Annotated in this window: 24 protein-coding genes; 7 read left to right on the top strand and 17 right to left on the bottom strand. The window is 74.9% G+C overall.

The window, feature by feature from the left end:
* Positions 1 to 77 precede the first annotated feature (77 nt).
* Positions 78 to 440, bottom strand: coding sequence for a hypothetical protein (locus tag AB0L25_RS24370; RefSeq protein ID WP_500174976.1), 363 nt, complete (start codon positions 438 to 440; stop codon positions 78 to 80).
* 71 nt (positions 441 to 511) lie between these two features.
* Positions 512 to 2,725: an MMPL family transporter gene (locus AB0L25_RS24365; RefSeq protein ID WP_500174975.1), complete on the bottom strand. Its 2,214-nt coding sequence runs from the start codon at positions 2,723 to 2,725 to the stop codon at positions 512 to 514.
* A gap of 122 nt (positions 2,726 to 2,847) precedes the next feature.
* Here AB0L25_RS24365 and AB0L25_RS24360 point away from each other — a divergent pair, with 122 nt between their 5' ends.
* On the top strand, positions 2,848 to 3,516 hold the full coding sequence (locus AB0L25_RS24360) for a TetR/AcrR family transcriptional regulator (RefSeq protein WP_500174974.1): 669 nt from the start codon (positions 2,848 to 2,850) through the stop codon (positions 3,514 to 3,516).
* A 62-nt stretch (positions 3,517 to 3,578) separates the two neighbouring features.
* Here AB0L25_RS24360 and AB0L25_RS24355 read toward each other — a convergent pair whose 3' ends face one another.
* A complete protein-coding gene (locus AB0L25_RS24355; RefSeq protein WP_500174973.1) occupies positions 3,579 to 4,223 on the bottom strand; it encodes a TetR/AcrR family transcriptional regulator in 645 nt (214 codons plus the stop codon).
* A 154-nt stretch (positions 4,224 to 4,377) separates the two neighbouring features.
* Between AB0L25_RS24355 and AB0L25_RS24350 the strand changes: the two genes are divergently transcribed.
* On the top strand, positions 4,378 to 4,791 hold the full coding sequence (locus AB0L25_RS24350; protein ID WP_500174972.1) for a Dabb family protein: 414 nt from the start codon (positions 4,378 to 4,380) through the stop codon (positions 4,789 to 4,791).
* Positions 4,792 to 4,811: 20 nt separating this feature from the next.
* Here AB0L25_RS24350 and AB0L25_RS24345 read toward each other — a convergent pair whose 3' ends face one another.
* The gene (locus AB0L25_RS24345) at positions 4,812 to 5,744 is read right to left on the bottom strand and encodes a hydroxymethylglutaryl-CoA lyase (RefSeq protein WP_500174971.1); all 933 of its coding nucleotides are present in this window, start codon (positions 5,742 to 5,744) and stop codon (positions 4,812 to 4,814) included.
* 17 nt (positions 5,745 to 5,761) lie between these two features.
* On the opposite strand from AB0L25_RS24345, the gene AB0L25_RS24340 reads away from it, so the two are divergent.
* Positions 5,762 to 6,412 carry a GntR family transcriptional regulator gene (locus AB0L25_RS24340; RefSeq protein ID WP_500174970.1) on the top strand — a complete coding sequence of 217 codons (651 nt, stop codon included), beginning with the start codon at positions 5,762 to 5,764 and terminating at the stop codon, positions 6,410 to 6,412.
* Positions 6,396 to 7,583 carry a CaiB/BaiF CoA transferase family protein gene (locus tag AB0L25_RS24335; RefSeq protein ID WP_500174969.1) on the top strand — a complete coding sequence of 396 codons (1,188 nt, stop codon included), beginning with the start codon at positions 6,396 to 6,398 and terminating at the stop codon, positions 7,581 to 7,583. Before AB0L25_RS24340 ends, AB0L25_RS24335 begins: the two co-directional genes overlap by 17 nt.
* 3 nt (positions 7,584 to 7,586) lie before the next feature.
* Here AB0L25_RS24335 and AB0L25_RS24330 read toward each other — a convergent pair whose 3' ends face one another.
* Positions 7,587 to 9,251 carry a serine/threonine-protein kinase gene (locus tag AB0L25_RS24330; RefSeq protein ID WP_500174968.1) on the bottom strand — a complete coding sequence of 555 codons (1,665 nt, stop codon included), beginning with the start codon at positions 9,249 to 9,251 and terminating at the stop codon, positions 7,587 to 7,589.
* 118 nt (positions 9,252 to 9,369) lie between these two features.
* Here AB0L25_RS24330 and AB0L25_RS24325 point away from each other — a divergent pair, with 118 nt between their 5' ends.
* The 3 genes from AB0L25_RS24325 (at position 9,370) to AB0L25_RS24315 (ending at position 12,359) form a co-directional block, all read left to right on the top strand.
* Positions 9,370 to 10,374 (top strand): DUF418 domain-containing protein, encoded by a 1,005-nt coding sequence (locus tag AB0L25_RS24325; RefSeq protein ID WP_500174967.1) that lies wholly within the window; start codon positions 9,370 to 9,372, stop codon positions 10,372 to 10,374.
* Positions 10,375 to 10,596: 222 nt separating this feature from the next.
* On the top strand, positions 10,597 to 11,547 hold the full coding sequence (locus AB0L25_RS24320) for an ATP-binding cassette domain-containing protein (RefSeq protein WP_500174966.1): 951 nt from the start codon (positions 10,597 to 10,599) through the stop codon (positions 11,545 to 11,547).
* The gene (locus tag AB0L25_RS24315) at positions 11,544 to 12,359 is read left to right on the top strand and encodes an ABC transporter permease (protein WP_500174965.1); all 816 of its coding nucleotides are present in this window, start codon (positions 11,544 to 11,546) and stop codon (positions 12,357 to 12,359) included. The genes AB0L25_RS24320 and AB0L25_RS24315 overlap by 4 nt, the downstream gene beginning before the upstream one ends.
* Here AB0L25_RS24315 and AB0L25_RS24310 read toward each other — a convergent pair.
* The 12 genes from AB0L25_RS24310 to AB0L25_RS24255 form a co-directional block, all read right to left on the bottom strand.
* Positions 12,341 to 15,373: an ATP-binding protein gene (locus AB0L25_RS24310; RefSeq protein ID WP_500174964.1), complete on the bottom strand. Its 3,033-nt coding sequence runs from the start codon at positions 15,371 to 15,373 to the stop codon at positions 12,341 to 12,343. The two genes, AB0L25_RS24315 and AB0L25_RS24310, sit on opposite strands and share 19 nt — an antisense overlap.
* A 150-nt stretch (positions 15,374 to 15,523) precedes the next feature.
* Positions 15,524 to 16,276 (bottom strand): ATP-binding protein, encoded by a 753-nt coding sequence (locus AB0L25_RS24305; RefSeq protein WP_500174963.1) that lies wholly within the window; start codon positions 16,274 to 16,276, stop codon positions 15,524 to 15,526.
* A gap of 454 nt (positions 16,277 to 16,730) precedes the next feature.
* On the bottom strand, positions 16,731 to 16,928 hold the full coding sequence (locus AB0L25_RS24300; RefSeq protein ID WP_500174962.1) for a DUF397 domain-containing protein: 198 nt from the start codon (positions 16,926 to 16,928) through the stop codon (positions 16,731 to 16,733).
* A 16-nt stretch (positions 16,929 to 16,944) separates the two neighbouring features.
* Positions 16,945 to 17,796 (bottom strand): helix-turn-helix domain-containing protein, encoded by an 852-nt coding sequence (locus tag AB0L25_RS24295; RefSeq protein WP_500174961.1) that lies wholly within the window; start codon positions 17,794 to 17,796, stop codon positions 16,945 to 16,947.
* 72 nt (positions 17,797 to 17,868) lie between these two features.
* Entirely contained in the window at positions 17,869 to 18,093 is a 225-nt protein-coding gene (locus AB0L25_RS24290) for a DUF397 domain-containing protein (RefSeq protein ID WP_500174960.1), read from the bottom strand.
* Positions 18,094 to 18,139: 46 nt separating this feature from the next.
* On the bottom strand, positions 18,140 to 18,964 hold the full coding sequence (locus AB0L25_RS24285; RefSeq protein ID WP_500174959.1) for an SAM-dependent methyltransferase: 825 nt from the start codon (positions 18,962 to 18,964) through the stop codon (positions 18,140 to 18,142).
* A gap of 390 nt (positions 18,965 to 19,354) precedes the next feature.
* Positions 19,355 to 20,824 carry an ABC transporter ATP-binding protein gene (locus AB0L25_RS24280; protein ID WP_500174958.1) on the bottom strand — a complete coding sequence of 490 codons (1,470 nt, stop codon included), beginning with the start codon at positions 20,822 to 20,824 and terminating at the stop codon, positions 19,355 to 19,357.
* Positions 20,818 to 21,684: an ABC transporter permease gene (locus tag AB0L25_RS24275; RefSeq protein ID WP_500174957.1), complete on the bottom strand. Its 867-nt coding sequence runs from the start codon at positions 21,682 to 21,684 to the stop codon at positions 20,818 to 20,820. Before AB0L25_RS24275 ends, AB0L25_RS24280 begins: the two co-directional genes overlap by 7 nt.
* Positions 21,674 to 22,690: an ABC transporter permease gene (locus AB0L25_RS24270; protein WP_500174956.1), complete on the bottom strand. Its 1,017-nt coding sequence runs from the start codon at positions 22,688 to 22,690 to the stop codon at positions 21,674 to 21,676. Before AB0L25_RS24270 ends, AB0L25_RS24275 begins: the two co-directional genes overlap by 11 nt.
* Positions 22,691 to 24,253: an ABC transporter substrate-binding protein gene (locus AB0L25_RS24265; RefSeq protein ID WP_500174955.1), complete on the bottom strand. Its 1,563-nt coding sequence runs from the start codon at positions 24,251 to 24,253 to the stop codon at positions 22,691 to 22,693.
* A 59-nt stretch (positions 24,254 to 24,312) separates the two neighbouring features.
* Positions 24,313 to 24,924 (bottom strand): DUF1707 SHOCT-like domain-containing protein, encoded by a 612-nt coding sequence (locus tag AB0L25_RS24260; protein ID WP_500174954.1) that lies wholly within the window; start codon positions 24,922 to 24,924, stop codon positions 24,313 to 24,315.
* Positions 24,925 to 24,963: 39 nt separating this feature from the next.
* Complete coding sequence (locus tag AB0L25_RS24255; RefSeq protein WP_500174953.1) at positions 24,964 to 26,079, bottom strand: hypothetical protein; 1,116 nt, start codon at positions 26,077 to 26,079, stop codon at positions 24,964 to 24,966.
* Positions 26,080 to 26,186: the final 107 nt, after the last annotated feature.

Below are 26,186 nucleotides of genomic sequence, written 5' to 3'. Positions count from 1 at the left end.
GGGCGGCGCGCGGGCCGCCGCCGGCGCCGCCCCCGCCCCGGGCTCGACCCTTTCCCGGCCCCCGGCCGGTCACGGGGTCAGCGGTCCTCCGGGAGCCAGCCGCCGTCGAGCGTGCTCGCGGACGCGCCGTACAGGCAGACGAACGCGAACAGCAGCAGCGGCACGACCAGGAGGAGCCCCGCGGCGCCGGTCGCCCACAGGCCGCGGTGCCCCGGGCGGCGCCGCGCCCGCCGGACGGATCCGCCGGCGAGCGCCGCGACCGCGGACGCCAGCATCAGCGCGGGCGGCGCCCAGTACAGCGGGAGCAGGCCCGGGTTCGCGTCGATCGTGATGTGCCCGGGGCCCACCAGCCGCAGCGTCCCGGCGAGGACCGGCGGCGGCAGCAGCACCAGGACGGCGACGGCGGTGGGATGCGCCGCCCGGCGGGTGATCGTGTCCATGCCCCCATCCGACCGGTGCGGACGGTCGCGGCGGATCCGCTCGGGTACTCAAAGCCGTCCCGCGCGGCTACTCACCCCCGCACCTCCTCGGCGACCGGGACGGGGACGGGTGCGGGGGACGGCGCCTCGGTCAGCCCGACGCGGCGGTGCAGGCGGCGGAGCGGGCGCGGGGCCCACCAGTTGGCGCGGCCCGCGAGCCGCATGAACGCGGGGAGCAGCACGCCGCGGATGAGGGTGGCGTCGACGAGGACGGCGAGGGCCATCCCGATGCCGAGCTGCTGCAGGAAGACGACGTCGCCGGTGGCGTAGGTCGCGAACGAGACGGCGAGGATCAGCGCGGCGGCCGTGACGAGGGGGCCGCTGCGCGCGATGCCGAGCGGGACCGAGGCCGCGGCGTCGCCCGTCCGGTCGTACTCCTCCTTGATGCGGGAGAGGAGGAACACCTCGTAGTCCATGGAGAGCCCGTAGGCGATGCAGAACATCAGGATCGGGATGCTGGGTTCGATGGAGCCGGTCGGGGTGAACCCGAGGAGCCCGGACAGGTTGCCCTCCTGGAAGACCCAGACGAGCGCGCCGAACATGACGGACAGGCTCAGCAGGTTGAGGACGGTCGCCTTGAGCGGGGCGAGAACGCTGCCGGTCATCAGGAACAGGACGACGACGGTGACGGCGACGATCAGTCCCGCGACGACCGGGAGCCGGGCGGTGACGGCGTCACGGTAGTCGGCGAGTTCGGCCGGGTAGCCGCCGACGAGGGCGGGGGCCGGGGCGGGCAGGGCCCGGACGTCCTCGACGAGCCCGACGGCGTCGGCGGCGAGGCGTTCGGACGCCGGCACGGCGACGACGCGGGCGCCGCCGCCGGACGTGTACTCCGCCCCGGCGGGCGCGGGGACGGGGGCGCCGTCCGCGAACGACCCGGCGGGCGAGTCGACGCGGACGATCCCGTCGACGCGCGACAGTTCGGCCGCGTAGGGGCCCGCGCCTTCGGCGTCCCGCAGCACGATCTGCAGGGCGTCGGCCTCCTCGACGGCGAAGGAGGCGCGGATCTCGTCGTACATCTGCCGGACGGGCGCCGAGGTGTTCAGCACGCGATCGTCCGGGAGTCCGAACCGGACGCCGAGGAACGGGGCGCCGAGCAGCAGGACGAGCGCGAGCGCGGTGCCGCCGAGGACGAGCGGGCGGCGCATGACGGCCGCCGCGAAGCCGTGCCAGCGGGCGGCGGCGCGGTGCGCCGGGGCGCGGCGGACGACGCGGCGGCCGAGCAGGGTGAGGGCGGCGGGGAGCGGCACGGTCGCGGCGACGACGGCCGCGGCGACGACGGCGACGCCCGCGTAGGCGAACGACGCGAGGAACGGGAACGGGAAGACGAGCAGGACGGCGAGGGCCGCGGCGACCGTGACGCCGCTGAACAGGACCGTCCGTCCGGCGCCCCGGACGGTCGCGACGACCGCCTCCCGCACGTCGTCGCCGTCGCCGTCGCCGCCTCCCCGGGCGGCGAGTTCCTCCCGGAACCGGAAGATCATGAACAGCCCGTAGTCGACGCCGAGGCCGATGCCCATGACGAGGGCGATGTTGGACGCGAACGTGGAGATCTCGGTGAAGGCGAGGGGGATCCGCAGCAGCGCGAGGGAGCCGAGGACGGCGAACAGGCCGGTCGCGAGGGTGACGAGCGCGGCGGCGAACCGCCGGTAGACGACCCAGAGCAGCAGCAGCGTCAGCGGCAGGATGATCAGCTCGGCGCGGACGAAGTCGGCGCGGGCCTGCTCCATGACGTTGCGGAACACCTCGTCGCCGCCGCCGACGGTCACCTCGACGGCCCCGTCCGTGCGGGCGAGGTCGGCCGCGAGGTCGGGCAGGACGCCCGTCCGGACGTGGTCGGCGTCGCCGGGGACCCAGGCGAGGACGAGCGCGTGCCGCGCGTCCTCGCTGCGGAGCGTGTCGGTGCCGCCGCGGGTCCAGTAGGACCAGGCGTCGCCGACGCCGTCGCGGGCGGCGAGCTCGGCGGTCAGCGCCCGTCCGGCGGCCGCGGCGGCGGGGTCGTCGACGGTGCCGGTGCGGGCCGTCACGAGGAGCGCGACGTTGGGGCTGCCGGTGCCGTGGTCGCGGGCGAGGGCGTCGCGGGCTCGCATCGACTCGGAGCCGGGCGCCTCGAAGCGGTTGAGCGACAGGGCGCCGATCGTGCCGGCGCCGACGATCCCGACGAGGACGAGCGCGGCGAGGCCGATCGCGCTGATCAGCCGGGGCCTGCGGGTGACGAACCGGCCGAGGCCGTGCGGTGTGAACACGTGCTCCCCCAGGGGCGACGTTAATATGCGAGTGTGTACTCGTAATTCCTGGGCATAATACGAGCGGTTACTCGTATTTGCAATACTCGACGGGTCGCAGGCGGCACGGCGGGAGGACGGCGATGGACGGGGACGGCGGGTCCGGGGCGGGCGCGCGGCAGCAGCCGGTGCGGCGGCAGGCGCGCGGGGAGCGCCGCATCGCGCAGATCCTGGACGCGGCGGCCGCGGTGCTCGCCGAGTCCGGGTACGAGGCCGCGACGACGAACAAGATCGCGGCGGCGGCGGGCATCTCGCCCGGCTCCCTCTACCAGTTCTTCCCGAACAAGGAGGCGATCGCGAAGGCCCTCGCCGACCGGTTCACCGCGCAGATGGGCGGCGCCCACCGCACCGCCTTCGAGGCCGCCGACCCGGGCACGGTGCCGCTCGCGGAGCTGATCGACCGGATCGTCGACCCGCTGATGGCCTTCAACCTCGCCAACCCGGGCTTCAAGGCGCTGTTCGCGCGCCCCGACATGCCGGCCGAGCTCTCCGCCGCCACGCGTCCGATCCAGGAGGCGCTGCTCGGACGCGTCGAGGGCATTCTCGCCGCGCGCGCGCCGGGCCTCGCAGCGGCCGACCGGACGCGCGGCGCGCGCGTCCTGATCCAGGTGTTCAAGGCGCTCGTCCCCCTGGTGGCGGAGGCCGGTTCGGAGGACGAGCGCGCCGCGCTGATGGTCGAGCTGAAGCGCGTCCTCACCGGGTACATGACCGCACTGGAGGCCCGGGGCGGCGCCCGGAGGGGCGATTCCTGACGGCCGCCGTCAGCGGCCGCCGTCGGCGAGCGCCGTCGGCGAGCGCCGTCGGCGAGCGACCGTCAGCGGTCGGCCGCCGGGGCGGGGGTCGCGCCCGCTCCGGCGAGCACGAAGTCGGCGAGCCGTTCGAGGCGGGCGTCGTCGATGTCCTCGCCGAGCATCAGGTACCGGAAGTAGAGCGGGCCCGAGATCACCTCGAGCAGGAGGTCGGGATCGGCGCCGGCGGGCAACTCGCCGCGCTCGACGCCCCGCTCGAACATCACCCGCGCCGCCCGGTAGCGGGCGGGCCAGAACGCGTCGAGCAGCCGGTACAGCTCGGTGTTGCGGTCGGTGCGGGGCCCGGCCTCGCGGAGGAGCGCCGCGATCCACGGCGTCTTGAGCCCGAGCCGGATCCCCTTGAGCAGTTCGATGAGGTCGCCGCGCAGGCCGCCCGTGTCGGGCGCGGGGGCCAGCTCGCCGCGCCGCTCGAGCAGGGCCGCCGAGACCAGCCCGACCTTGTCGCCCCAGCGGCGGTAGATCGTCGACTTGTTGACGCCGGCGCGCTCGGCGACGGCGTCGATGCGCAGGGCGGCGTACCCGACCTCGCTCAGCTCGGCGAGGGTCGCGTCGACGACCGCCCGCGCCACCCGGGCCGTCCGCCCGCCGGGCCGGGCCACCGCGGCGTCCCTCCGTACCTGGTGAACGCCTTCCTCCGCAGCTTCCTCCATGGGCCCAACGTAGAACCCCGCCCGCCCCAGACGCAACGATCCGACGCATTTAGGGCCGATTAAACGCGCCAAGGTGTTGCGTTAGCCCTCGCCGCCACCCTAGCCTCCTAAAAGCAACAACCAGTTGCATCAAGCGTTGCGAGGAGGATTCGCCATGATCTACCACCAGGTCCGCATGGCCCTGAAGCCGGACGCCCCGAAGGACCGCGTCGAGCACGCCCTCGACCTCATGCGGCGGCTCGGCCGCGAGCTCGACGTCGTCGAGTCCTACCTGGTCGGCCGCGACATCGGCGGCGAGTTCGACTACGGCGCCGTGTACGTGCTCAAGGACGTCGACGCCTACCGCACCTACATGTACGCGCCCCTGCACCGCGAGATCGACGCGGCCGGCCTGCCGCTCATCGCGAACATGGTCTCCTTCGACCTCACCGACGACGCCGACCCCGAGATCGCGGAGAAGATCGCGAAGGTGCACGAAGACCGGTTCAAGGACCACCCCGAACTGCTCGACCTGGTCGAGGACCTCGGCTCCTACGAGGGCAGCGGCGTCTCCCGCGACGCCGGGTAACCCCGCGCCGCGCGGATCCCCTACCGGCCCGGGAAGCCCCCGGCCCGCCCCAGCAGCGCCGGCACGGGCTCGCCGAGCAACTCGCCCAGCCACGCCCCGGTCGCGGCGACCCGCGCCATGTCGATCCCGGTCTCGACGCCGCCGCGGTGCAGCGCGTAGAGCAGGTCCTCGGTGGCGATGTTGCCGGTGGCGGCGGGCGCGAACGGGCATCCGCCGAACCCGCCCGCCGACGCGTCCAGAGTCGTCACGCCCTCGTCGACCGCCGTGAGCGCGTTCGCGTACCCGGTGTTGCGCGTGTTGTGGAAGTGGAACCGCAAGGGGATCCCCGGGGCGGCCTCGCGCGCGCGCCGCGTCAGGTCGCGGACCTGTCCCGGAACGCCCACCCCGATGGTGTCGGCGAGGGCGATCTCGGACGCCGCGTGCGCCCGGCGCGCGATCTCCGCGACCCGCTCGGGCGGCGTCTCCCCCTCGAACGGGCACCCGAACGCCACCGCGATCGTCATGGTCGCGGGCACCCCCGCCTCCGCCGCCGCGGCGGCGATGCCGTCCCACGCGTCCAGCATCTCGGCGACGGTCGCCCCCTGGTTGCGGACGCTGAACGCGTCGGATGCCGGGACGACCACGTTCACCTCGTCGACCCGCGCGTCCAGCGCCCGGTCGAGCCCCCGCCGGTTGAGGACGAGCCCGCTGTAGCGCACGTCCCCCCGGGGCACCCCGGCCATGACCTCCTCCGCCCCCGCCATCTGCGGGACGCGCTTCGGGTTCACGAACGAGACGGCCTCGATCCGGCGCGTCCCGGCCTCGGCGCACCGCGCGATGAAGGCGATCTTGTCGTCCGGGGTGAGCACGCGAGCCTCGTTCTGGAGACCGTCCCGGGGACCGACCTCCACCACCGTTGTATGCAATGTGCCTCCAGATTTGCCAATTGCGTGCCGAAGATGACTATATTGCATGCAATCAAGGAGGTGTCATGGCGCGTGCGGCGGACGTCGCGTACGACGCGGTGCGGCGGATGATCCTGTCCGGGGACGCCGCCGCCGGATCGCGGCTCGGCGAGTCGGAGCTCGCCGAGACCCTCGGGCTGTCCCGCACGCCGGTGCGCGAGGCCCTGCAGCGGCTCGGCTCGGACGGCCTCGTCGAGGTCCTGCCGCACCGCGGCGCCCGCGTCGTCGAATGGACCCGCGAGGACCTCGCGGAGATCTTCGAACTCCGCTCGCTCCTCGAGCCCTACGCGGCCGCCCGCGCCGCGCGCATCGGCCAGGACGCGGCCGTCCTCGCCGACCTGACCGCGCTCTGCGACGCCATGGAGGCCGCCGCGGCCGGCCGCGACCTCGGCGAACTCGCGCGGCTGAACTCCCGCTTCCACGCCGCGCTGATCGACGCGTCCCGGAACCGGCGGCTGCCCGGGATGCTCACGTCCGTCATGCACGCCCCGCTGATCGTCGGCACGTTCCGCCGCTACGACCCCGCCGAGCTGGACCGCTCCATGAACCACCATCGGGAACTCGTCGCCGCCATCGCGGCGGGCGACCCCGACTGGGCCGAAGCGGTGATGCGCGCCCACATCCGCGCCGCCGCCGCCAACCTGAACCGGAAGGACGACGATGAACGCACTCGGTGACCTGCGGGTCGTGGAGATGGGCCAGCTCCTCGCCGGCCCGTTCTGCGGGCAACTGCTCGGCGACTTCGGCGCCGAGGTCATCAAGATCGAACCGCCGGGCGCCGGGGACCCGATGCGCGAGTGGGGCCGCGAGAAGCCGCACGGCAAGTCCCTCTGGTGGCCGATCCTCGCCCGCAACAAGAAGTCGATCACACTGAACCTGCGCACGCCCGACGGCCAGGCCCTCGCCCGCCGCATCATCGCGCAGGCCGACGTCCTCGTGGAGAACTTCCGCCCCGGCACCCTCGAACGCTGGGGCCTCTCCCCGGACGGGCTCCGCGCCGAGAACCCCCGCCTCATCGTCACCCGCGTCACCGGCTACGGCCAGGACGGCCCCTACGCCCCCCGCGCCGGGTTCGGCTCCATCGGCGAGGCGATGGGCGGCATCCGCTACGTCACCGGCGACCCCGACAAGCCCCCGTCCCGCGCCGGCATCTCCCTCGGCGACGAGCTCGCCGGGACGTTCGCCGCGCTCGGCACCCTCGTCGCCCTGCACGCCCGGCACCGCACCGGCCGCGGCCAGATCGTCGACTCCGCCCTCTACGAGGCCGTCCTCGCGATGATGGAGTCCCTCGTCCCCGAATGGGACATCGCGGGCTACCAGCGCGAACGCACCGGCTCCGTCCTCCCGAACGTCGCCCCCAGCAACGTCTACCCCACCAAGGACGGCCCCGTCCTCATCGCCGCCAACCGGGACACGATCTGGCGCCGGCTGGCCGCACTGATGGGACGTCCCGAACTCGCCGACGACGAGCGGTTCGCCACCCACGGCGCCCGCGGCGCGAACGCCGACGAACTCGACGGCCTCATCGGCGACTGGACGTCCGCCCAGGACTCGGCCGCGCTCCTCGGCCTCCTGCACGAGAACGGCATCCCCGCGGGCCTCACCTACCGCGCGAAGGACATGCTCGCCGACCCGCACTACCGCGCACGCGAGGCGATCATCCGGATGGCGCACCCCGAGTTCGGCGAGTTCCCGATGCAGAACGTCTTCCCGAAGCTCTCCGACACCCCCGGCGAGGTCCGCGCGCTCGGCCCGTCCCTCGGCGAGCACAATCCCGAGGTCTACGGCGCCCTGCTCGGCCTCACCCCCACCGACCTCGACGCCCTCACGAACGCCGGGACGATCTGACCCCTACTCCCCGACCTTGCGGTAGACGCGGGGCGACGCCCCGGCCCCGCGTCTGAGCGTCCCGTCGTCCTGGAGGCTGAAGACGCGGCGGAGCGGGGGGCCGCTGCAGTCGCCCCCGGCCCCGACGTTCCGGACGTTGTGGACGCTCACCTCGATGACGTGCGGGGCGGCCTCCCGCAGTCGGCCCCGCTGCACGCACAGCCAGTCGGAGGCGGTGGTCGTGACGTCCATGACGTATCCGTCCAGGTTCCCCTGGGTGATGACCATGCGCTGGGAGACCCGGCCGTCGTCGGGGGTCTCGCCCTCCCAGGTCCACGTGCCGAGGAAGCCCTCCGGAACGTCGCCCGTGCCCGCCGCGTCGCCGCCGGAGGGCGACGGCGACGGCGTCTCGACGGGCTCGCTCGGCGGCGGCGCGCCCTCGGTGCTCCGGGTGGGCGCCGGCGGCGGGCCGGTCGTCTGCCCCGCGCGCGGCTCCCCCTCGTCGCCCGCGCCCGACGTCCTCATCGCGACGACGAAGAGCAGACCGAAGCTCAACGCGGCCACGGCGACCAGCACGAGCACCGTCATCGCCCGACGACCGGGCGCGAACGGCCCGGACGCCCCCGGCGGGACACCCGGCGGCCTAAGCGGGGCGCCTGACGGCCCAGGCAGGACGCCCGGCGGGTTCGTCCCCGTCGAACCCAACGGGACCGTGCCCGCCGGGGACCCCGGCGGCCCTGGCGGCCCTGGCGGCGGCGCGGCCGCCGCGCCCGGGACGCCCAGACCCGGGCGTTCGTCGCCGCGCTCCAGGTCGAGGAGTTCGACGGCGCGCCGCCCCACGGCCTCGACGACCGCGCCGGGCAGCCACGACCCGGACGCGTCCGGCGCCGCGACCGCCGCGGCGATCTCCGCGGGGGACGGCCGCGCGGCGGCGTCCTTGGCCATGCACCGCTCCGCGAGTTCGCGCAGCCCGGGCGGCATGCCGTCGAGGTCGGGCGGTTCGTGCACGACGCGGTACGTCAGCGCGGCGGCGCCGCCCTCCCCGGCGCCGAACGGATGCCGCCCGGTCGCCGCGTACGCGAGGACGGCGCCGAGCGAGAAGACGTCCCCGGCCGGGGTGACGCGCTCGCCGCGCAGCTGCTCGGGCGGCATGAAGCCGGGGGTGCCGACGACCATACCGGTCCGGGTGAGGGCGCCGCCGTCGCCGGCGCGCGCGATGCCGAAGTCGATGACGCGCGGCCCGTCCAGCGTGAGCAGGACGTTCGACGGCTTGAGGTCGCGGTGCACCACGTCGTGTCCGTGCACCTCGCGCAGCGCCTCCGCGAGTCCCGCGGCCAGCGCGCGCACCGACCGTTCGGGCAGCGGCCCGTACAGGTCGGCGACCGTCTCCTGAAGCGTGGGCCCGGCGACGTAGCCGGTCGCGACCCACGGCGCGTCCGCGTCGGTGTCGGCGTCCAGGACGGGCGCGGTCCACGGACCGCTCACCCGGCGGGCCGTCTCGACCTCCCGCCGGAAGCGGCTCCGGAAACCGGGGTCGCGGGCCAGCTCGGCGTGGACGAACTTCACCGCGACCGTGCGTCCCGTCGGCGCGCGCCCGAGGAACACGCTGCCCATGCCGCCCGCGCCGAGCCGGGCCAGCAACCGGTAGGCGCCGGCTTCGCGCGGATCGTCCGGCCGCAGGATCTCCATCGCCGGACCACGGTTCCAGCAGAGTCGATCATGGTCAACCCCGGCCCACGCCGCCACCGCCGCTGGTCATGGCCGGAGGGCTGCGCCATGGTGGGCGGGGGACGACACCGGGAGGGGCATGGCGCCGCGATCATCGCCCGCCGCCGCGAGTTCGGCGGGGGCCCCGCGCCCGCGCGTCACCGAGGTCGACGTCCTCCGCGGGTTCGCCCTGTCCGGCGTCGTGATCGTGAACACCGTGGGGATCACGGGCACGCCCATGCCGGACCCCGGCCCCCTCTACTGGGCGTACGAGACCCTGCTCCACCAGCGGTTCTTCCCGATCTTCTCGCTGCTGTTCGGGTTGAGCTTCGGTCTCTTCCTGGACGCGGTCCGGGACCGGACGCCGCACCCGCGGGTGCTCATGCTCGCCCGGCTGGGCTTCCTGATCCCCATCGGCGCGCTCCACCGGATGCTGCACCCCCGCGAGGTGCTGCTGACGTACGCGGTGGTCGGGATCGCCGTCCTGCTTCCCGCGTCGTTCGTCCCCGGGTGGCGGACCCTGCTGGCGCTGGGCCTGGTCGCCACGGGCGCGGCGGCGTCGACGGTGGGCGGCAGCGCGCTCGTCCCCGGGCTGTTCCTGGTGGGGTACGCGATCCACCGGTACGGCGTCGGGAAGATCCTGGACGCGCCCGCAACCCGAATGGCGCAGTTCCTCCTGTTCGGCCTCGTCCTCGCCGCCACGCTGAACGCCTGGCAGGTCGCGGCGGCGGCGGGCCCCGGCTCCGCACTGGCGACTTGGGCGGGCCTGGCGACGGCCGCGAGCTACGCGGCGGCGGTGGCGTGGACGTCGCGTACGCGCGCCGCACGCTTCCTGGGCTGCCTCGCCCCGCCGGGCCGGATGGCGTTGACGAACTACGTCGGCGCGACGCTCGCGATCGTCGCGGCCGACCGCGTCGTCCGTCCGGCCGCGTCTCCCGACCTCCCGGCCGCCCTCGCCTTCGGCGCGTCCGTCTTCGGCCTCGGGCTCGTCCTCGGCAACCTGTGGCTCCGCCGGGCCCGGTACGGGCCGCTGGAGTGGGTCTGGCGCCGTCTCACCTGGTGGGGGCCGGTTCCGCCCGGCGCGAACCGCGCCGACACGGCGTGACCCGTCCGTGAGGGCCGGGGCCAGAGGCGGAACAGGCGGGGGAAGCGGTGGAGGAGGGCCGGGTCGCCGTGGATGCGGACGGCGCCGTCGGCGCGGCGCTCGATGACGAGGTCGGGGGCGGGGTGCGGGCCGACGCCGACCGTGAGGGAACGCCCACACGCTCGCCGAGGGGAGTAGACCGGTGTGAGCGGTTTGTGAGGGGGGCCGGGGAGGCTCGGCCGCATGGAAGTTGCGATCCGGGCCGAGGGCCTGGTCAAACGATTCGGGAAGACGGTCGCGCTGGACGGCGTCGGGCTGAGCGCGCCGCCCGGGAGCGTGCTCGGCCTGCTGGGGCCGAACGGCGCCGGGAAGACGACGGTCGTGCGGGTGCTCGCGACGCTGCTGCGGCCGGACGCCGGGACGGCGCGGGTGGGCGGACTGGACGTCGTCCGCGACGACGCCCGGGTGCGGCGGGAGATCGGGCTGACGGGGCAGTACGCGTCGGTCGACGAGGACCTGACGGCGACGGAGAACCTCGTGCTCATCGGGCGGCTGCTCGACCTGCGGAAGGGCGACGCGCGCGCCCGTGCGGCGGAGCTGCTGGAGCGGTTCGAGCTGGCGGACGACGCGGGGCGCCGGGTGTCGACGTCCTCCGGCGGGATGCGGCGCCGGCTCGACCTCGCGGCCTGCATGGTGGGACGTCCGGCGGTGACGTTCCTGGACGAGCCGACGACCGGGCTCGATCCGGGCCGCCGCGAGGACGTGTGGCGGATGATCCGGGCGATGACGGCGGACGGCGGGACGGTGCTGCTGACGACGCAGTACCTGGAGGAGGCGGACGCGCTCGCCGACGGGATCGTCGTGATCGACCGGGGCCGGGTGATCGCGGAGGGCACGCCCGCGGAGCTGAAGCGGGTCGCGGGCGGGCAGACGATCACGGTGCGGCCGCGGGATCCGGGGCGGCTCCTGGAGGTCGCCGCGATCCTGAACGCGGTGTCGGGGCGCGCGGCCGAGTCGCCGCGCAGGGACGTCCTGACGGTGCCGGTGGACGGCGCGGACGCGCTCGCCGAGACGGTCCGGCGGCTGGACGCGGCGGGCATCGGCGTCGCCGAGCTGTCGCTGCGGCTGCCGAGCCTGGACGAGGTGTTCTTCACCCTGACCGGCCACGGCGCGCAGAAGGAGGACGCGGCATGACCGGCACCGTCGCCCGCCCGAGGGCGCGCTCGGCCGGACCGGGGGCGCGTCCGTTCGCACTGGCCCGGCACAGCCTGCTGCTCGCCGGGCGAAGCCTGACCAAGACGCGGCGGAACCCGGGCGTCCTGCTGGACGCGCTGTTCATGCCGATCATGTTCCTGCTGCTGTTCGTGTACCTGTTCGGCGGCGCGGTGTCCGGCTCCACCCGGGAGTACCTGCAGTACATCTTCCCGGGGGTCCTGGTGATGACGATGGTCCTCGCCGGGATGGTGTCGGTCGGCGTCGCCATCAACGTGGACGTCAAGAAGGGCGTGTTCGACCGGTTCCGCAGCCTGCCGATCGGACGGTCCGCGCCGCTGGTCGGCCTCGTCGTCAGCGACGGCCCCCGCTACGCCGTCACCGGCGCCGTGCTGTTCGCGACCGGCTACCTGATGGGTTTCCGGGTCGAGACGAACGTCGCGGCGGCGATCGCGGCGGCGGGGCTCAGCGCGGCGCTGGGGTTCGCGTTGAGCTGGGTGAACGTGCTGGTCGGGGTGCTGATCAAGGAGGAGACCGTCGTGCAGACGGTGGCGTTCCTCGGGGTCTTCCCGCTGACGTTCGGGACGAGCATGGCGGTGCCGCCCGAGACGCTGCCGGGCTGGCTGCGGGCGTGGGTGGAGGTCAACCCGGTCGATCACGCGGTCGACGCCTGCCGCGGCCTGCTCGTCGGCGGTCCGGTCGCGGGCGCGGCGACCGCGACGCTGCTGTGGGCGGCCGGTTTCCTCGCGGTGTTCGCGCCGCTGGCCGTGTACGCCTACCGGCGGCGGAGCTGATCCTCGAGGAGGGCGAGCGCGCCGGGGAGGTCGAGCGCCGCGCCGCGCGCGCGGGCGTCCTCGAAGGCGCGCTCGCCGAGGGCGTCCCGCAGGTCGCGGGTGACGTGCGCGAGGTCGAGGTCGGACTCGTCCGGTCCGCCGCGGAGGACGGACGCGGCGCCGAGCGCCGCCGCGGCGTCCGCGGGACGGTCGGCGGCCCGCAGCCGCGCGATGCCGACCCCGGCGGACGCGGCGACGGGCATGTCGGGGGCCGCGACCGCCTCGGCGAGCGCGGCCCGCAGGCGGCGGCGGGCCGCGGCGCGTTCGCCTGCACTGATCGCGATGTGCGCGCGCGCCGTCGACAGCAGGGACCGGTACTGCGGTCCGGAGGGCGCGCGTTCCAGGTCCCGTTCGGCGTCGGCGTAGTGCCGCTCGGCCTCGGCGGGGTCGCCGCCGTGCCGCGCCAGGTCGCCGAGCGCGAGCCGGGCACCGGCCAGGTACCGGGCGGGCGTCGCGGCCTCCGGGTCGAGCAGGGCGGCCAGCTCGCCGCGCGCCCGGCGGACGTCGCCCGACCGGGCCAGCACGACCGCCAGCATCACCCGCTGCTGCGCCGCCTCCCGTTCCTGGCCGAGGGCGCGCAGCAGGCCGATCGACTCCTCCAGCGCCGCGGCGGCGTCGGCGTAGTCCCCCGCGCTCATCTCGGTCGAGGCCGCGAACAGCAGCGCCATCGCCAGGCCGCCCCGCTCGCCGCTCTCCCGGTACGCGGCGACGGCGGCGGCCAGGTCGCGGTGCGCCGCCGCCATGTCGCCCGCGTTCCCGTTGAGCATCGCGGCCATGACGTGCAGCGTCGCCCGCGTCCAGGCGTCCCGTCCGGGCAGGAGGCGGTCGATGGCCGCGAGGCCGCCCGCGGTGTCGTCCGCCAGCAGCGCGGCGCCGGGCCCGGCCAGGACCGCGAGCGGACGGTCGCCGCGCGCGGGCGTCCCGACCAGCGGATCGTCGCGGGCGGCGCCGCCGGCCAGCACGGTGTTCAGCACGTACCCGCCGAGGGCGGCGCCCTCGGCGTCCGCCGGGACGGGCGTGCGGCGCGGCGTCTCCAGCGCGCCGCGGAGCAGCCGCGCGACCTCGGCGTGGTCGCCCTGCAGCATCCAGAACACGGCGAGCGCCGCCGCGAGCCGGACGGCCGCGCCCGCGTCCCCGTCCGCCTCGGCGCCGTGCAGCGCGGCGAGCAGGTTCTCGTGCTCGGCCGTGAGGAGCGGCAGCCACGCCGCCTGCTCCGCGCGGCGCAGATGCGGTTCGGCCCGCTCCGCCAGCTCCAGGAAGTACGCCCGGTGGGCGGCCCGGACGCCGTCGAGCTCCCCGCGCTCGGCCAGGCGCTCGCGCCCGTACTCGCGGATCGTCTCCAGCATCCGGAAGCGCGGCTCCGCCCCCTCCACCGCCTGCAGCAGCGACCGGTCGGCGAGCGCGTCGAGGTCGTCGAGCCCGGCGCCCGCGACCCGGTGCGCCGCCTCGGGGGCGATCGTCCCGGCGAACACCCCGAGCCGTTCGGCGAGCCGCCGCTCCCGCTCGTCCAGCAGGTCCCAGCTCCACGCGACGACCGCGCGCAGCGTGCGGTGCCGGGCCGGGCGGCGGTCCCCGCCGAGCAGCCGGAACCGCCGGTCGAGCCGGTGGGCGAGCTGCTCGGGGGTCATCGCGCGCAGCCGCGCCGCCGCCAGCTCGATCGCGAGCGGCAGCCCGTCCAGCCGCCGGCAGATCTCCGCGACGGCCGCCGCGCTCTCCGCCGCGTCGAACCCGGGACGGACGGCCGCCGCGCGCTCCGCGAACAGCCGCGCCGCGTCGGGCCCGTCCAGCGGCGGCACCGGGCACAGCGCCTCGCCGTCGATGCCGAGCCGCTCCCGGCCCGTCGCCAGCACCCGCAGCCCCGGGCAGGCGCCGAGCAGCCCGCCCGCGAGTTCCGCCGCCGCGTCGAGGACGTGCTCGCAGTTGTCGAGGACGAGCAGCGTCTCCACGCCCGCGAGCGCCTCGGCGACCCGCTCGGGCCCCCGCACCCCGAGCGCCGCCGCGACCGCCCCGGGAACCTCGCCGCCCGCGCCGACCGCCGCCAGCTCCACGACCCACACCCCGCCCGGGAACCGCTCCGCGAGCCGCTCCCCGACCGTCGTCGCCAGCCGCGTCTTGCCCGCACCGCCCGGCCCGACCAGCGTGACGAGCCGCCCCTCCCACAGCCGCCGGGCGATCCACGCGCACTCGTCCTCCCGGCCGACGAACCCCGTCGCGGGCGCCCGCAGGTTGCCGCGCGGCCGCGCCCGCGGGACCCGCAGCACGTCGAGGTAGGCGGCGCGCGCCTCGTCGCCGGGGTCGGCGCCCAGTTCGTCCGCCAGCGTCCGCCGGAACTCCTCGAACACCGCGAGCGCCTCCGCCGGACGCCCGTCCCGGTGGAGCGCCCGCACCAGCAGCGCCCGCACCCGCTCCCGCAGCGGATGCCGCGCCGCGAGCCCCTCCAGCTCGGCCGCCAGCGCGCCCGGGTCGGCGCCCGCCGCCAGCTCGGCGGCGACCCGGTCCTCGGTCGCCGCGAGCCGCAGCCCGCGGAGCCGCACGGCCTCGGCCGCGGCGAACGGGGCGTCCCCGGCGTCCGCGAGCGGGTCGCCGCGCCACAGGCCGAGCGCTTCGCCGAGGAGCTTCGCCGCCCGCCCGTCCTCCCCGCCGCGCAGCGCCCGCGCGCCCTCCCGCGCGAGCCGCTCGAACCTGTGCGCGTCCACCGCGTCCGGGGCGACGTCCAGGAGGTACCCGCCCGGCTCCGACCGCACCCGGCCGTCCGGCAGGCGGCGCCGGAGCCGCGACACGAGCGCCTGCAGGGCGTGCCCGGGATCGGCCGGCCCGCCGTCCGGCCACACCGCGCGGACGAGCGCCTCGCCCGTCACCGTCCGTCCGGGGTCCAGCGCCAGCCGCGTCACCAGCACCCGCAGCCGCGCCCCGCCGACGGGCACCGGCGCCCCGGCGTCCGTGATCACCAGCGGCCCGAGGATCCCGACGAACATCCCCCCATTCTGGACCGGCCGTCCACTGACGGAACCCCGTCCACAGCCTGTGAGCGCATGGCGGGAAGGTGCACCGGGCGGGGACGGGAGCGGTCCCCGCGGCCGGGACGATGGGCCCGTCTCCCCCCTCCTGGAGACGGGACGTGCGGGTCAGGCCGTCTCGCGGGCGGCCTCGTGGAGCTGGACGAGCTGTTCGCAGACCTCGGTGATGTCGGCGACGGGCAGGCGGGCGAGTTCGCCGCCGCGGCCGCACCAGTGGAAGGCGGCGCGCTCGCACCAGACGGTGAGGTCGCCGACGGCGAGGCCCGCGGGGGCGACGGCGGTCGGGGCGGGGAGGCCGCGGTCGGCCAGGAGGGCGCCCAGTTCCTCGACGGCGTGCGCGGGGTCGGCCGACAGGGGGCGGCCGCGGCCCGCGCGGACCGGGACGGCGAACCAGGTGGCCTTGCCGGAGACCTGCGGGGAGCGCAGCCGGGAGCGGGACGCGTGGTGGCCCCAGCGGCCGCCGGAGAGCATGTCGATGATGTCGAGGCCGCGGCCGTGCTCGGGCATCGGGCCGGCGGACGGGCGGCGCCGCCAGCAGCGGAGCTCGTCGAAGATCTTGACGACGAGTTCCTGGCGGCCGCGGCCGTCGCCGCGGCGGTAGATCCAGAGTTCGGCGCCCGCGGACGGCTTGCGGCTGCCGTCGGCGGAGCGCGGGGTGCCGTGCAGGAGCGCGTTGGTGGCCAGTTCGCTGACCATCAGGGTGACGTCGTCCGCGTCTTGGACGCCGGCTTTCGGGAGCAGGTTCGCGACGTGTGCGCGCGCGACACCGGCGATCGTCTCGTCCGGGGGCAGGGGCACGGCCGTGCAGCCGCCGTTCTCGAGCGTCCAGGGGACCCCGCACAGCGTCGCCGCCTTCGTCATGGTCGCCACCTCGGTGAAATCGATTGAGTTCTTCCGTGGCTACCGCCCACCGGCGCGTGAGAGCGGTAGGCGGTCCGGGGACGGCACGGCCGAAATGATTCCGACAATCGCGACATAAGCCCTGCAGTTCCCGACTCGCTACCTGTGAATCACAGATTCAGTGTTGCACACGCGACCGGACAAGACCCCGAACATGAGCAAGGAGATGTGTTGACGAACGAGATGGTCACCAATCCGGACCCCGGCCGACAAAATCCGCGCGGCCGTGATCGGACGAACGCGTAACGGCGGGCATCTGGGACGCGCGGTGCACGCGCTGTAGCGTGGAGAACGCCTGAGAGGGGCCGCACACGGAAGATCCCCCAGGGGTGCAGCCCTGGGGGATCTCGTGTGCGGCTTCAGGCGGCCTCCGCCCGGGGCCGCCCGCGCCGCGGGTCCGGGTCAGCGGCCGCGGCTACCGGTCGTACCGGCCCGCCTTGACGTCGGCGAGGAACGCGGCGAACACCGGACGGGCGACGACGTGCGCGCCGGCCTCGGGCGTCACGCTGTCGCGCACCCCGGTGCACGCGTCGAGGTCGGCGACCTCGACGCAGGCGCCGTTGCTGCTGGCGCTCGCCGAAGCCTTGAACCACTGTGCCTGAGAGAGGTCCATCGCTGTCTCCTTGAGGTCACTCAAGTGTTGCCATGAGCTTGCTGATGTACTCGGCGCTGTCGGCCGGGCCGAGCGCCGCCTGCTTGATCTGGTCGTAGATCAGCTCATACGCCTCCACGTTGTCGGCGGGATCGATGTCCTGGATGGCCGCGTCGGTCTCGAGGTAGACCATGGGCGGTTCCCCGCCGGGGAACCGGAAGATGTGGAAGACCATCGCCATGCCGGGGTGCAGGCCGTCCTGGAAGCGGAGCAGCCGCAGCTCGACGTTGGGGCGCTCCGCCATCTTGAGCAGGTGCGCGAGCTGGGCCCGGCGGTCGTCGCCGTGCCCCCACTCGTACAGCAGCGCCGCCTCGGTGATCAGGGCCGTGAGCCGGGGCGCGGTGTCGTCGTCGCGCTCCAGGATCTGCTGGCGGCGCAGCCGGGCGCGCAGGGCGACCTCCCGCCATTCGGGCGGCTTCGTCCCGTACGACAGGAGCGTCTGCATGTACGGGACGGTCTGCAGCAGCCCGGGCACGAGCAGCGGCGTGTAGACGAGGATCTCGGACGCGTCGTTCTCGAAGCCGGGGAACTCGACGCTCTCGAACACCTCGCCGTACTCGCGCCACCAGGCGCGGCGGCGGGCGCTGCGCGCGAGGTCCTGGAGCCGCTCGACGGTCTCGTCGTCGGCCCCGTAGAGGCGGGCGAGGTCGCGGATGTCGCTGAGCTCCGGACGGACCCACGTGTTCGCCTCGAACCGGCCGACCTTGCCGCGCCCCCAGCTGAGGCGGTCGCAGACCTGGTTGGCGGTGTAGCCGGACGCTTCGCGCAGCTCCTTCAGCCGCCGTGCCAGCGTCCACTTGGCGATGGTGGCCCCGTACGCGTCGCTCACGGGCGTCGCCTCCCTCCGCATGCCCGCACCCGGCCGTCCGGGTCGCATCTGTGCGTCACAGATGGCGCGGGTTCAGTCCGCGACCCGGTCGAACTCCCCCTTCTTCGCACCGTCAAGGAAGCACGCCCACTCGCGCTCGTCGAACACCGACACGAGCGCGCCGGGCTCGCCGGTGCTGCGCAGCAGGGTCCACTCGCCCGCGAAGGCGACCTCGATCGCCCCGTCCGGCGTGGCGGAGCGCCGCCAGTCGAGGGCGTCGAGGTCGACGCCCAGTTCCGCCGCGGAAGGTTTGCGCACGTCCATCTCCTGTCTGGGGGGCGGGGGGCGGGCGGGGTCCGGACGGCTAGGGCACGCGGCCGACCGCGCAGTAGCTCCACCGGGACCCGTCGCTGTCGGCCTGCTCGGCGTCCTCGGCGCCCCAGAAGCCGACGTAGGTGACCTCGGCCTTCGCGCCCTCGTACGGCGGGACGATCTCCAGGCCGTCGAAGTACCGCTCGATCTGCTCCCGGGTGCGCGTGTACACGCCGGTCGCCGACTTGGCGTAGATCTCCTGGATCGCCTTGACCCGCCACTCGGGCTGGAAGTCCTGGGTGCCCGCGGACAGGACCAGGTAGCTGCCGGGCACCAGCCGCCGCAGGTAGCGGGCGACGAGGTCCCACGGGTCCTCCTCGTCGGAGAGGAAGTGGGTCACCGCGACCAGCATCATCGCGACCGGCTCGGAGAAGTCGATCAGCCGCCGCGTGGCGGGGTCGTCCAAGACGGCCTCGGGGTCGCGCATGTCGCGCAGGACGACCGCGGTCTGCTCGTCGCCCTCCAGCAGCGCGTTCGCGTGGATCTGGACGATCGGGTCGTGGTCGACGTAGACGACCCGGGCGTCGGGGCGGACGGCGCGTGCGACCTGGTGCGTGTTGTTCTGCGTGGGGAGCCCGGCGCCGACGTCGACGAACTGCCGGACGCCCTGCTCGGCGACCCAGCGGACGGCGCGCTGCAGGAAGCCGCGGTTGGACCACGCGACGTCCCGGATCTCCGGCACCTTCCGGTTGACCTCGGCGCCGGCCGCCCGATCGGCCGCGTAGTTGAGCTTGCCGCCGAGGTAGTAGTCGTACAGCCGGGCGGCGCTCGGGACGGACACGTCCACGCCCGGCGGGGCCTCTTCGGTGTCGCTCATCGCATCGCCTCCGGATCCCTGCCGCTCGCCGGTTCACCCGATATGGCACAACTTGTGATGCACAAATTATGAAGCATGAATGGGCCTTCTGTGCAGTGCCCGCGGGCATCTCTTTACAGGCGGCCCGGTAAGGCAACTTACCGCCCGGCGACTATTACATGGCCCGCCGGGAAGTCGCCCATGAACTATCGAATTCTTGTGCGAACGAACCGCCGGACAGGCCGGGAAAGCACGAAGCCGCGGTCTTCGGCGGCCCATCGATAACCCGCCCGTCTCCGTCGGCGAACATTTCGGCGCGATATCTCCTGCGGCCCCGACGTCCCGGCGGCCGCATTCCCGGTGCCCGCCGTGGATCCGGCGCCGGACGCGCCGCGGTGCCCGTCCAGGGGGCTAGCCGGCGGCGGGCGCCAGGACGGTCGCGTCCAGCAGGCTGCGGGTCTGCGGGTGCGCGGCGCCGTCGAGGCCGGCGGCCGGGACGTCCTCCACGACGCGGCCCTCGTGCAGGACGACGACGCGGTCGGCGACCCGGCGCGCCACGCGGAGGTCGTGGGTGACGAGGACGATCGTGAGCCCCTCGTCGCGGCGGAGCGCGGTGAGCAGGTCGAGGATGCGGTCCCGGGTGAGGACGTCGAGGCCGCTGGTGGGCTCGTCGGCGAGCAGGACGCGGGGCCGCTGCGCGAGGGCGCGGGCGATCGCGACGCGCTGGCACTCGCCGCCGGACAGGGTCGCGGGGCGGCGGGCGGCCACGGCCGGGTCGAGCCCGGCGCGGCGGAGCAGGTCGTCGTCGTACGGGCCGGCCTCGGCGACGACCTGCCGGACGGTGTGCCGGGGGTCGAAGGACGCGAGCGGGTCCTGGAAGATCAGCCCGGTGCGGCGGCGGACGCCGCGCCGGTCGCGGTCGCGCAGCCGCCACACGTCCCGGCCGTCGCGCAGGACGGTCCCGGCGGCGGGCCGGTCGAGGGCGGCGAGCGCGCCGATCAGGGTGGACTTGCCGGAGCCGCTCGGGCCGACGATCGCGACGGCCTCGCCGGGCGCGACGTCGAGGTCGACGCCGTCCAGCGCGACCGTCGCGCGGCGGCGGGACCGCAGCACCCGGGTCGTCCCGCGCAGCGCCAGGCTCCCGTCGGACGGGCGGGCGGCGGGCGCGGGCGGCGGATCGACCGCGGCGGTCGCGGCGGCGGCCAGGTCGCGGGCGAGGTCGGTGCGGGGGTGGGTGAGGATCCGCGCAGCGGGGCCGTGCTCGACGATCCGGCCGTCCCGCATGACGGCGATGTCGTCGGCCCAGCGGGCGGCGGCGGCCAGGTCGTGGGTGATGAGCAGGACCGCCCGGTCGCTCGACGCGGATCGGACCAGGTCGAGTACGGCGGCCTGCGCGACGGGGTCGAGCGCGCTGGTGACCTCGTCGGCGATCAGGACGGGCGGTTCGTGCACGGTCGCGAGGGCGAGCGCGACGCGCTGCGCCTGCCCGCCGGACAGCTCGAACGGGTACGCGGCGGCGAGGGACGGGTCGAGGCCGAAGCGGGCGAGGGCGGCGTCGGGGTCGCCGGTGCCGTGCGCCCGGACGGTCTCGGTGAGGTGGCGGCGGACGGTGACGGTCGGGTTGAGGGACGCGAGCGCGTCCTGGAACGCGTAGCCGACGTCGCGCCCGCGCTCCGGGGCGCGCCCGTCCACCCGGACCGTCCCGCCGTGCGGACGGAGCCCGGCGATCGCGCGGGCGGTGAGCGTCTTGCCGCTGCCGCTCGGCCCGACGAGCGCGAGCACGCGCCCGGCGGGGACGTCCAGGTCGAGGCCGTGCACGACGCGGCGGCCGGGCACGTCGACGGTGAGCCCCTCGACGGTCAGTCCTGCGGATGTCACCATGAACCGCCTTCGTCGGACGGGCCGGCGATCGCGCCGGCGACGACGTTCACCGCGATGATCGTGGCGACGACGGCCGCCGCCGGGATCGCGACCGTGTACCAGGCGCCGGTCAGCAGGTGCGACTGCGCCTCGGTGAGCAGGTTGCCCCAGCTCGGGTTGTTCGGCGGGACGCCGAGGCCGAGGAAGCTGAGCGTCGACTCGGCGAGGATCGCGTGCCCCACCTCGAACGCCGCGATGGACGCGACGGGCGGCAGCGCGCCCGGCAGCAGGTGCCGCCACAGCACCTGCCGGCGCGACAGCCCGAGCCCGTACGCGGCGCGCACGTACAGCCGCTCGCGGCGGCCGCGCAGCTCGGCGCGGACGATCAGGGCGACCGGCATCCAGCTCGACACCGCGATCGCGACGATCACCGTGGTGAGGGACGGCCCGGCGACGGCGGCGAACGCGAGGACGATCACCAGCAGCGGCAGCGACAGCAGCACGTCGGCGGTGCGGGCGATCAGCGCGTCCAGCCAGCGGGGCGCGACGGCGGCGAGCCCGCCGAGCAGCATCCCGACCCCGACGGTGATCGCGGCGGCGGTGAGCCCGACCAGCAGGGACGTCCGGGCGCCGTACAGCATGCGGGTCAGCAGGTCGCGGCCGAGCTGGTCGGTGCCGAGGAGGTGGCCGGACGAGCCGGGCGGCAGCGACGTCGCGGACGTGTCGGTGGCGAGCGGGTCGAGCGGCGTCAGCCAGGGCGCGAGCAGGGCGGCGAGGCCGAACGCGGCGAGCACCGCGACGGCGGCGGCCAGGGCGGGCCGCCGGGGCCGCAGCCGGACGGCGAGGAGGCCGCGCGGCGCGCGGGTCGTCTCAGCCGGCAACGGTCGCCTCCTTGACCGGGCGGGACGGGCCGGACGTGCCGCCGCGCCGGGCGCGCGGGTCGAGGGCCGCGACGATCAGCTCGGCGAGCAGGTTCGCGGCGACCACCAGCAGCCCGGTGACCAGCACGATCGCGACCAGCAGCGGGTAGTCCTGGGCGCGCGCGGCCTCGATCGCCTCGCGGCCCATGCCGGGCCACGAGAAGATCACCTCGGTGGCGTAGACGCCCGCGACGAGCGTCCCGACGCCGACGCCGAGCCGCGCGGTGAACGGGACGAGCCCGGGCCGCATCAGGTGCCGCGTGACGACCGTCCGGCGCGGCAGCCCCCGGACGCGCGCGTTCTGCACGTGCGGGGCGTCCCGGAGCCGCCCGACGCCGCTCTCGACGAGCCGGACGTAGATGCCGAAGTGGTGCCCGAACGCGAGCGCGCACGCGGGCAGCGTCAGGTGCGCGAGCAGCCCGTACGCGGTGACGTCCTCGCCGGGCCTGCTTACGCCGCCGGACGGCATGAGCTGCGTCGACGCGGCGAACACGTAGAGGAGCAGGAGGGCGACGACGAACCCGGGCATCCCGCCCATCACGAACAGGATCAGGTCGATGCCGCGGCGCAGCCACGCGCGCCGGGTGAGCGCCGCGACGAGCCCGACGGCGAGGGCGGCGGAGAAGCTGAGGACGGTCGCGGCGGCGGCGAGCAGCAGCGTCCACGGGACGGTGTCGCCGAGGACCTCGGTCACCGGCGTGCCGGACATGTACGACGTGCCGAGGTCGCCGTGCAGGGCGTCCGACACCCACCGCGCGTACCGGACGTGCACGGGATCGTCGAGGCCCATCTCGGCGTGCAGCTCCGCGACCGCCGCCGGGCTCGGCGGCCGTCCGCCCGACCGCGCCTCCAGGATCGACGCCGCCGGGTCGCCGGGCGCCGCGTCCAGCAGCCCGAAGCACACCGCCGACAGGGCGACGACGACCAGCACGGCCGTCGCCGCCCGCCGGGCGATCCTCAGGACCATCTACTCGTAGCGCCAGGTCTGCGCGTTCCAGAAGAAGCCGTACCCGTGGTGCCCTATGGTGCGCTGCTGGGGCCCGGTCAGGTTCTCCGGGACGGCGTTGACGGCCTTCAGGTACCCGATCCACGCGAACGGCGGGTCGTCCTGCAGCGCCTTCTGGAAGTCGGTGTAGGCGGTCTTGCGCTCGGCCGGGTCGAGCGTGGAACGCCCCTTGTCGAGGGCCTTGTCGGCCTCCTCGTTGCTGTACGAACCGAGGTTGGAGCCGCCGTCGCCGATCGCCTCGTCGGTGTGGAACACCCCGTACACCGACGAGTCCGGGTCGTACGGCGTGCCCCAGCCGACCACGGCCGCGTCCAGGTCGCCCCAGTGCTTGCGCACCCAGTCGCTGGAGCGCGGCGCGGGCTTCACGTCGAAGCCCTGCTGCTTGAGCTGGGTCGCGGCGACGTTCAGCATGGCGACGCGGAGCGAGTCCTCGGCGAACGTCGTCAGCTCGAACGCGACCGTCTTCCCGTCCTTCGCCCACAGCCCGTCGCCGTTCTCGGCGTACCCCGCCTCCTTCATGAGCGACTCGACCTTCGCCGCGTCGAACGTGAAGCCCTCGGCGGCGGCGTACTCGCTCATGTCGAGCGGCCCCTTCGCGGGGGCGCCGTAGCCCATGACGACGCTGTCGACGATCGCCTTGCGGTCGATCGCGTGGTTCATCGCCTTGCGCACCCGGGCGTCCGCGAAGACCGGCTTCTTCATGTTGAAGCTGATCGCCCGGTAGTCGGCCGTCGGGTACACCTCCAGCCGGTGCTCCTTCACCTGCTCCGCCTGCTTCGGCCGGACGAACGCGCCGTCGACCTCGCCGCCGTTCAGCTGGATCAGCCGGGCCGAGTCGTCCGGCACGTACTTGATGACGATCTTCTTGAGGCCCGGCACGCCCTCGTAGTACCGCTCGAACGCCGCGAGCTCCACGTACTGCCCGTGCTCGTACGTCGAGATCTTGAACGGGCCGGTGCCGATCGGGTTCCGCCCGAACTCGGGGTCGGTGATCTTCTTGCCGTCCAGCACGTGCTTCGGCAGCATCCCCATCGACAGGGCCCCGAGCATCGGCGCGAACGGCTCGTCCAGCTCCAGCCGGACGGTGTTCGCGTCGGGCGTCGCGATCTCCTTCACCATCGTGAAGTTGCGCGACAGCGGCGCGTCGGCCCCCGCGTCCCGCACGGTCTCGATCGTGAACCTGACGTCGTCCGAGGTGAACGGCTTCCCGTCGTGCCACGTCACGCCCTCGCGGAGCTTGAACGTGTACGACGTCCCGTCCTCGGACACCTCCCACGACTCCGCGAGCGCCGGGACGATCTTGTTGTTCGCGTCGTGCCCGGTCAGGCCGCGGAAGACCAGCTCGGTGACGGGGTCGGTGTGCCCGTCCTGCAGTCCGGGGTTGAACGTCTCCGGCTCGTCCCCGACGGCGTAGGTGAACACGCCGTCCTTACCGGAGGCGGACGTGCCGCCCTGCCCGCAGGCGGACGCGAGCGCGGCGGCGAGGACCACGGCCAGCAAGGCCAGAACCGGACGTTTCAACATGAAGCACAGTATTGCAAACGCTTCGCAATAACCATGCCACCGCACCTACCGGAAGACGATCATGCCCGGCGGCGCAGGCGCTCCCGCAGCGTGCGGCGCGGCCCCGCGACGATCACGTTCCCGTGACGCACTTCACCCTCCACCCGCACCCGCAGGCGCGCGGGCGCGGCCTCCGCCCGCCGGCGCCGCCGCACGTTCCCGGCCCGCACCGCCATGTCCCCCACCTCGACCTCGACGTCCGGCGGCGCGATGATCCGCACGTTCCCGTGCTTCGCCGCCACCTCCACGTCCAGCTCGGCGTGGACGGCGACCGCTCGCGTCAGGTCGATCGTCGCGTTGCCCGCGTGGACGTCCACCCGCAACCGGCGCGGCAGCGTCCACACCCCGGACCGCTCCACGTTCCCGTGCCTCGCCCGCAGGCTCAGCTCGTCCTCGGCCGGAACGGGAAGGTCGCGCAGGACGTCCCGCAGTTCGCCCCGCGTGGTCGCGGTCAGCGCCCGCTCGATGCGCTCGTCCAGGTCGGCGGGCCCGAGGCGGCCGTCCCCGGCCGCCACCCGCAGCCGCTCCACCGCCAGCTCACGGTCGTCGTGCGACGCCCGCATCCCGGACTCCGCGGGTTCCGCGGGTTCGACGGACTTCACGGGTTCGACGGGCTCCAGGGTTCCGCTCATACCGGGATGCTAACCCGATATATCTCGACTGGCGAGGTGTCATCCGGGTGCGAACTCCCGCCCGGCGAGATGGAGCAGCGCCCGCAGGTTCCGCGCCCGCAACGGCTCGTTGCGACGCAGCCGCTCCCCGACCGCCTCGTCCCACGTGGACGCGTCGAGCACGAGACCGGCGGCCGCGTCGTCGTCCCCGGACGCGAGCGCGAGCGCCAGGTCGAGCGCCGGGCTCGGGCCGTCCACCCCGTCGCGGAACGCCCGGAAATCGGGGAGCCGGTCGGCGGCGGCCTCCGGGGAGAGCGCCGCCAGGACGACCAGCCACGCGCGCTCGGTCGGCCCCGCGTCCGGCCACCGGGCCAGCACGTCCGGCAGATGGTCGAGGACGGCCCGGCACGTGAGCGCCTCGCAGGACGCGAGATCGTCGATCTCCTCCCCGCACGCCGGCCCCGGGTCCTCCAGGGCCGTCATCACCAGCCCACGCAGCAGATCGATGCGGTACCCGGAGAAGAGCTGCGGCGCGCGCGCCATCTGGACCAGAAACCCGATGGCGGGCGGCGTGCAGGTGTAGCAGGTGCCCTGGTGGACGACATGGCTGTAGTAGTCGAAAACCGCCTCGTCCCAGCCCTCGTCGTTCGCCGCGAGCCGCCGCAGAATGTCCGGGACCTCCTCCGCCGTCCCGTACGCGTCGTCGAGCGCGGCCCAGTCGACGTCGTCCAGCCCCTCCAGCACGACCGGCGCGCCGAGGTCGCCCGTCCGTACCGGGTCGCCGAGCCGGTGGACGATCTCCGGGACGGGCGCACGCGCGGGCTCGCGGGACAGCACCGCGAGCCGCGTCGCGGCGGCCTCCGCCGCCGTCCGCTCGCCGATGGCCTCGCCGTGCCGGACGGACTTGCGGGCCGTCTCGGCGTGCGCGTACCACCGGAACAGCGTCACGCCGGCCTCCGCCGCGAAGGCCGAGACGACCCGGTCCTCGACGGCCGCCCACCATTCCGCGTCGCCGTCCGGGAAAGGGCCCTCGTCGACACCGGTGATCGTGCCCGGAGACGTGACGCGCACCGTCGCGTACCCGCGCCCGATCATGAACGCCGCGACGGCCTGCAGCGACTCGTCGTCCGGCACGCGCACGTCGTAGGTCATGACGAACTTCGGAACGTGCTCCATCGACTCCCGTTTCCGTTCGGGTGCGGTCGTGCCGGGCGACCGGCCCGCGATCACCGCCCGGTCAGGTAGTACAGCACCCGCCGGTGACAGGAACGGGGCGAACAGCG

The organism is Spirillospora sp. NPDC052242 (assembly GCF_040679555.1).
Classification (GTDB): Bacteria; Actinomycetota; Actinomycetes; order Streptosporangiales; family Streptosporangiaceae; genus Spirillospora.
The sequence above is the reverse complement of the archived record's forward strand: the minus strand, read 5'-3'. Positions and strand labels throughout refer to the sequence as shown.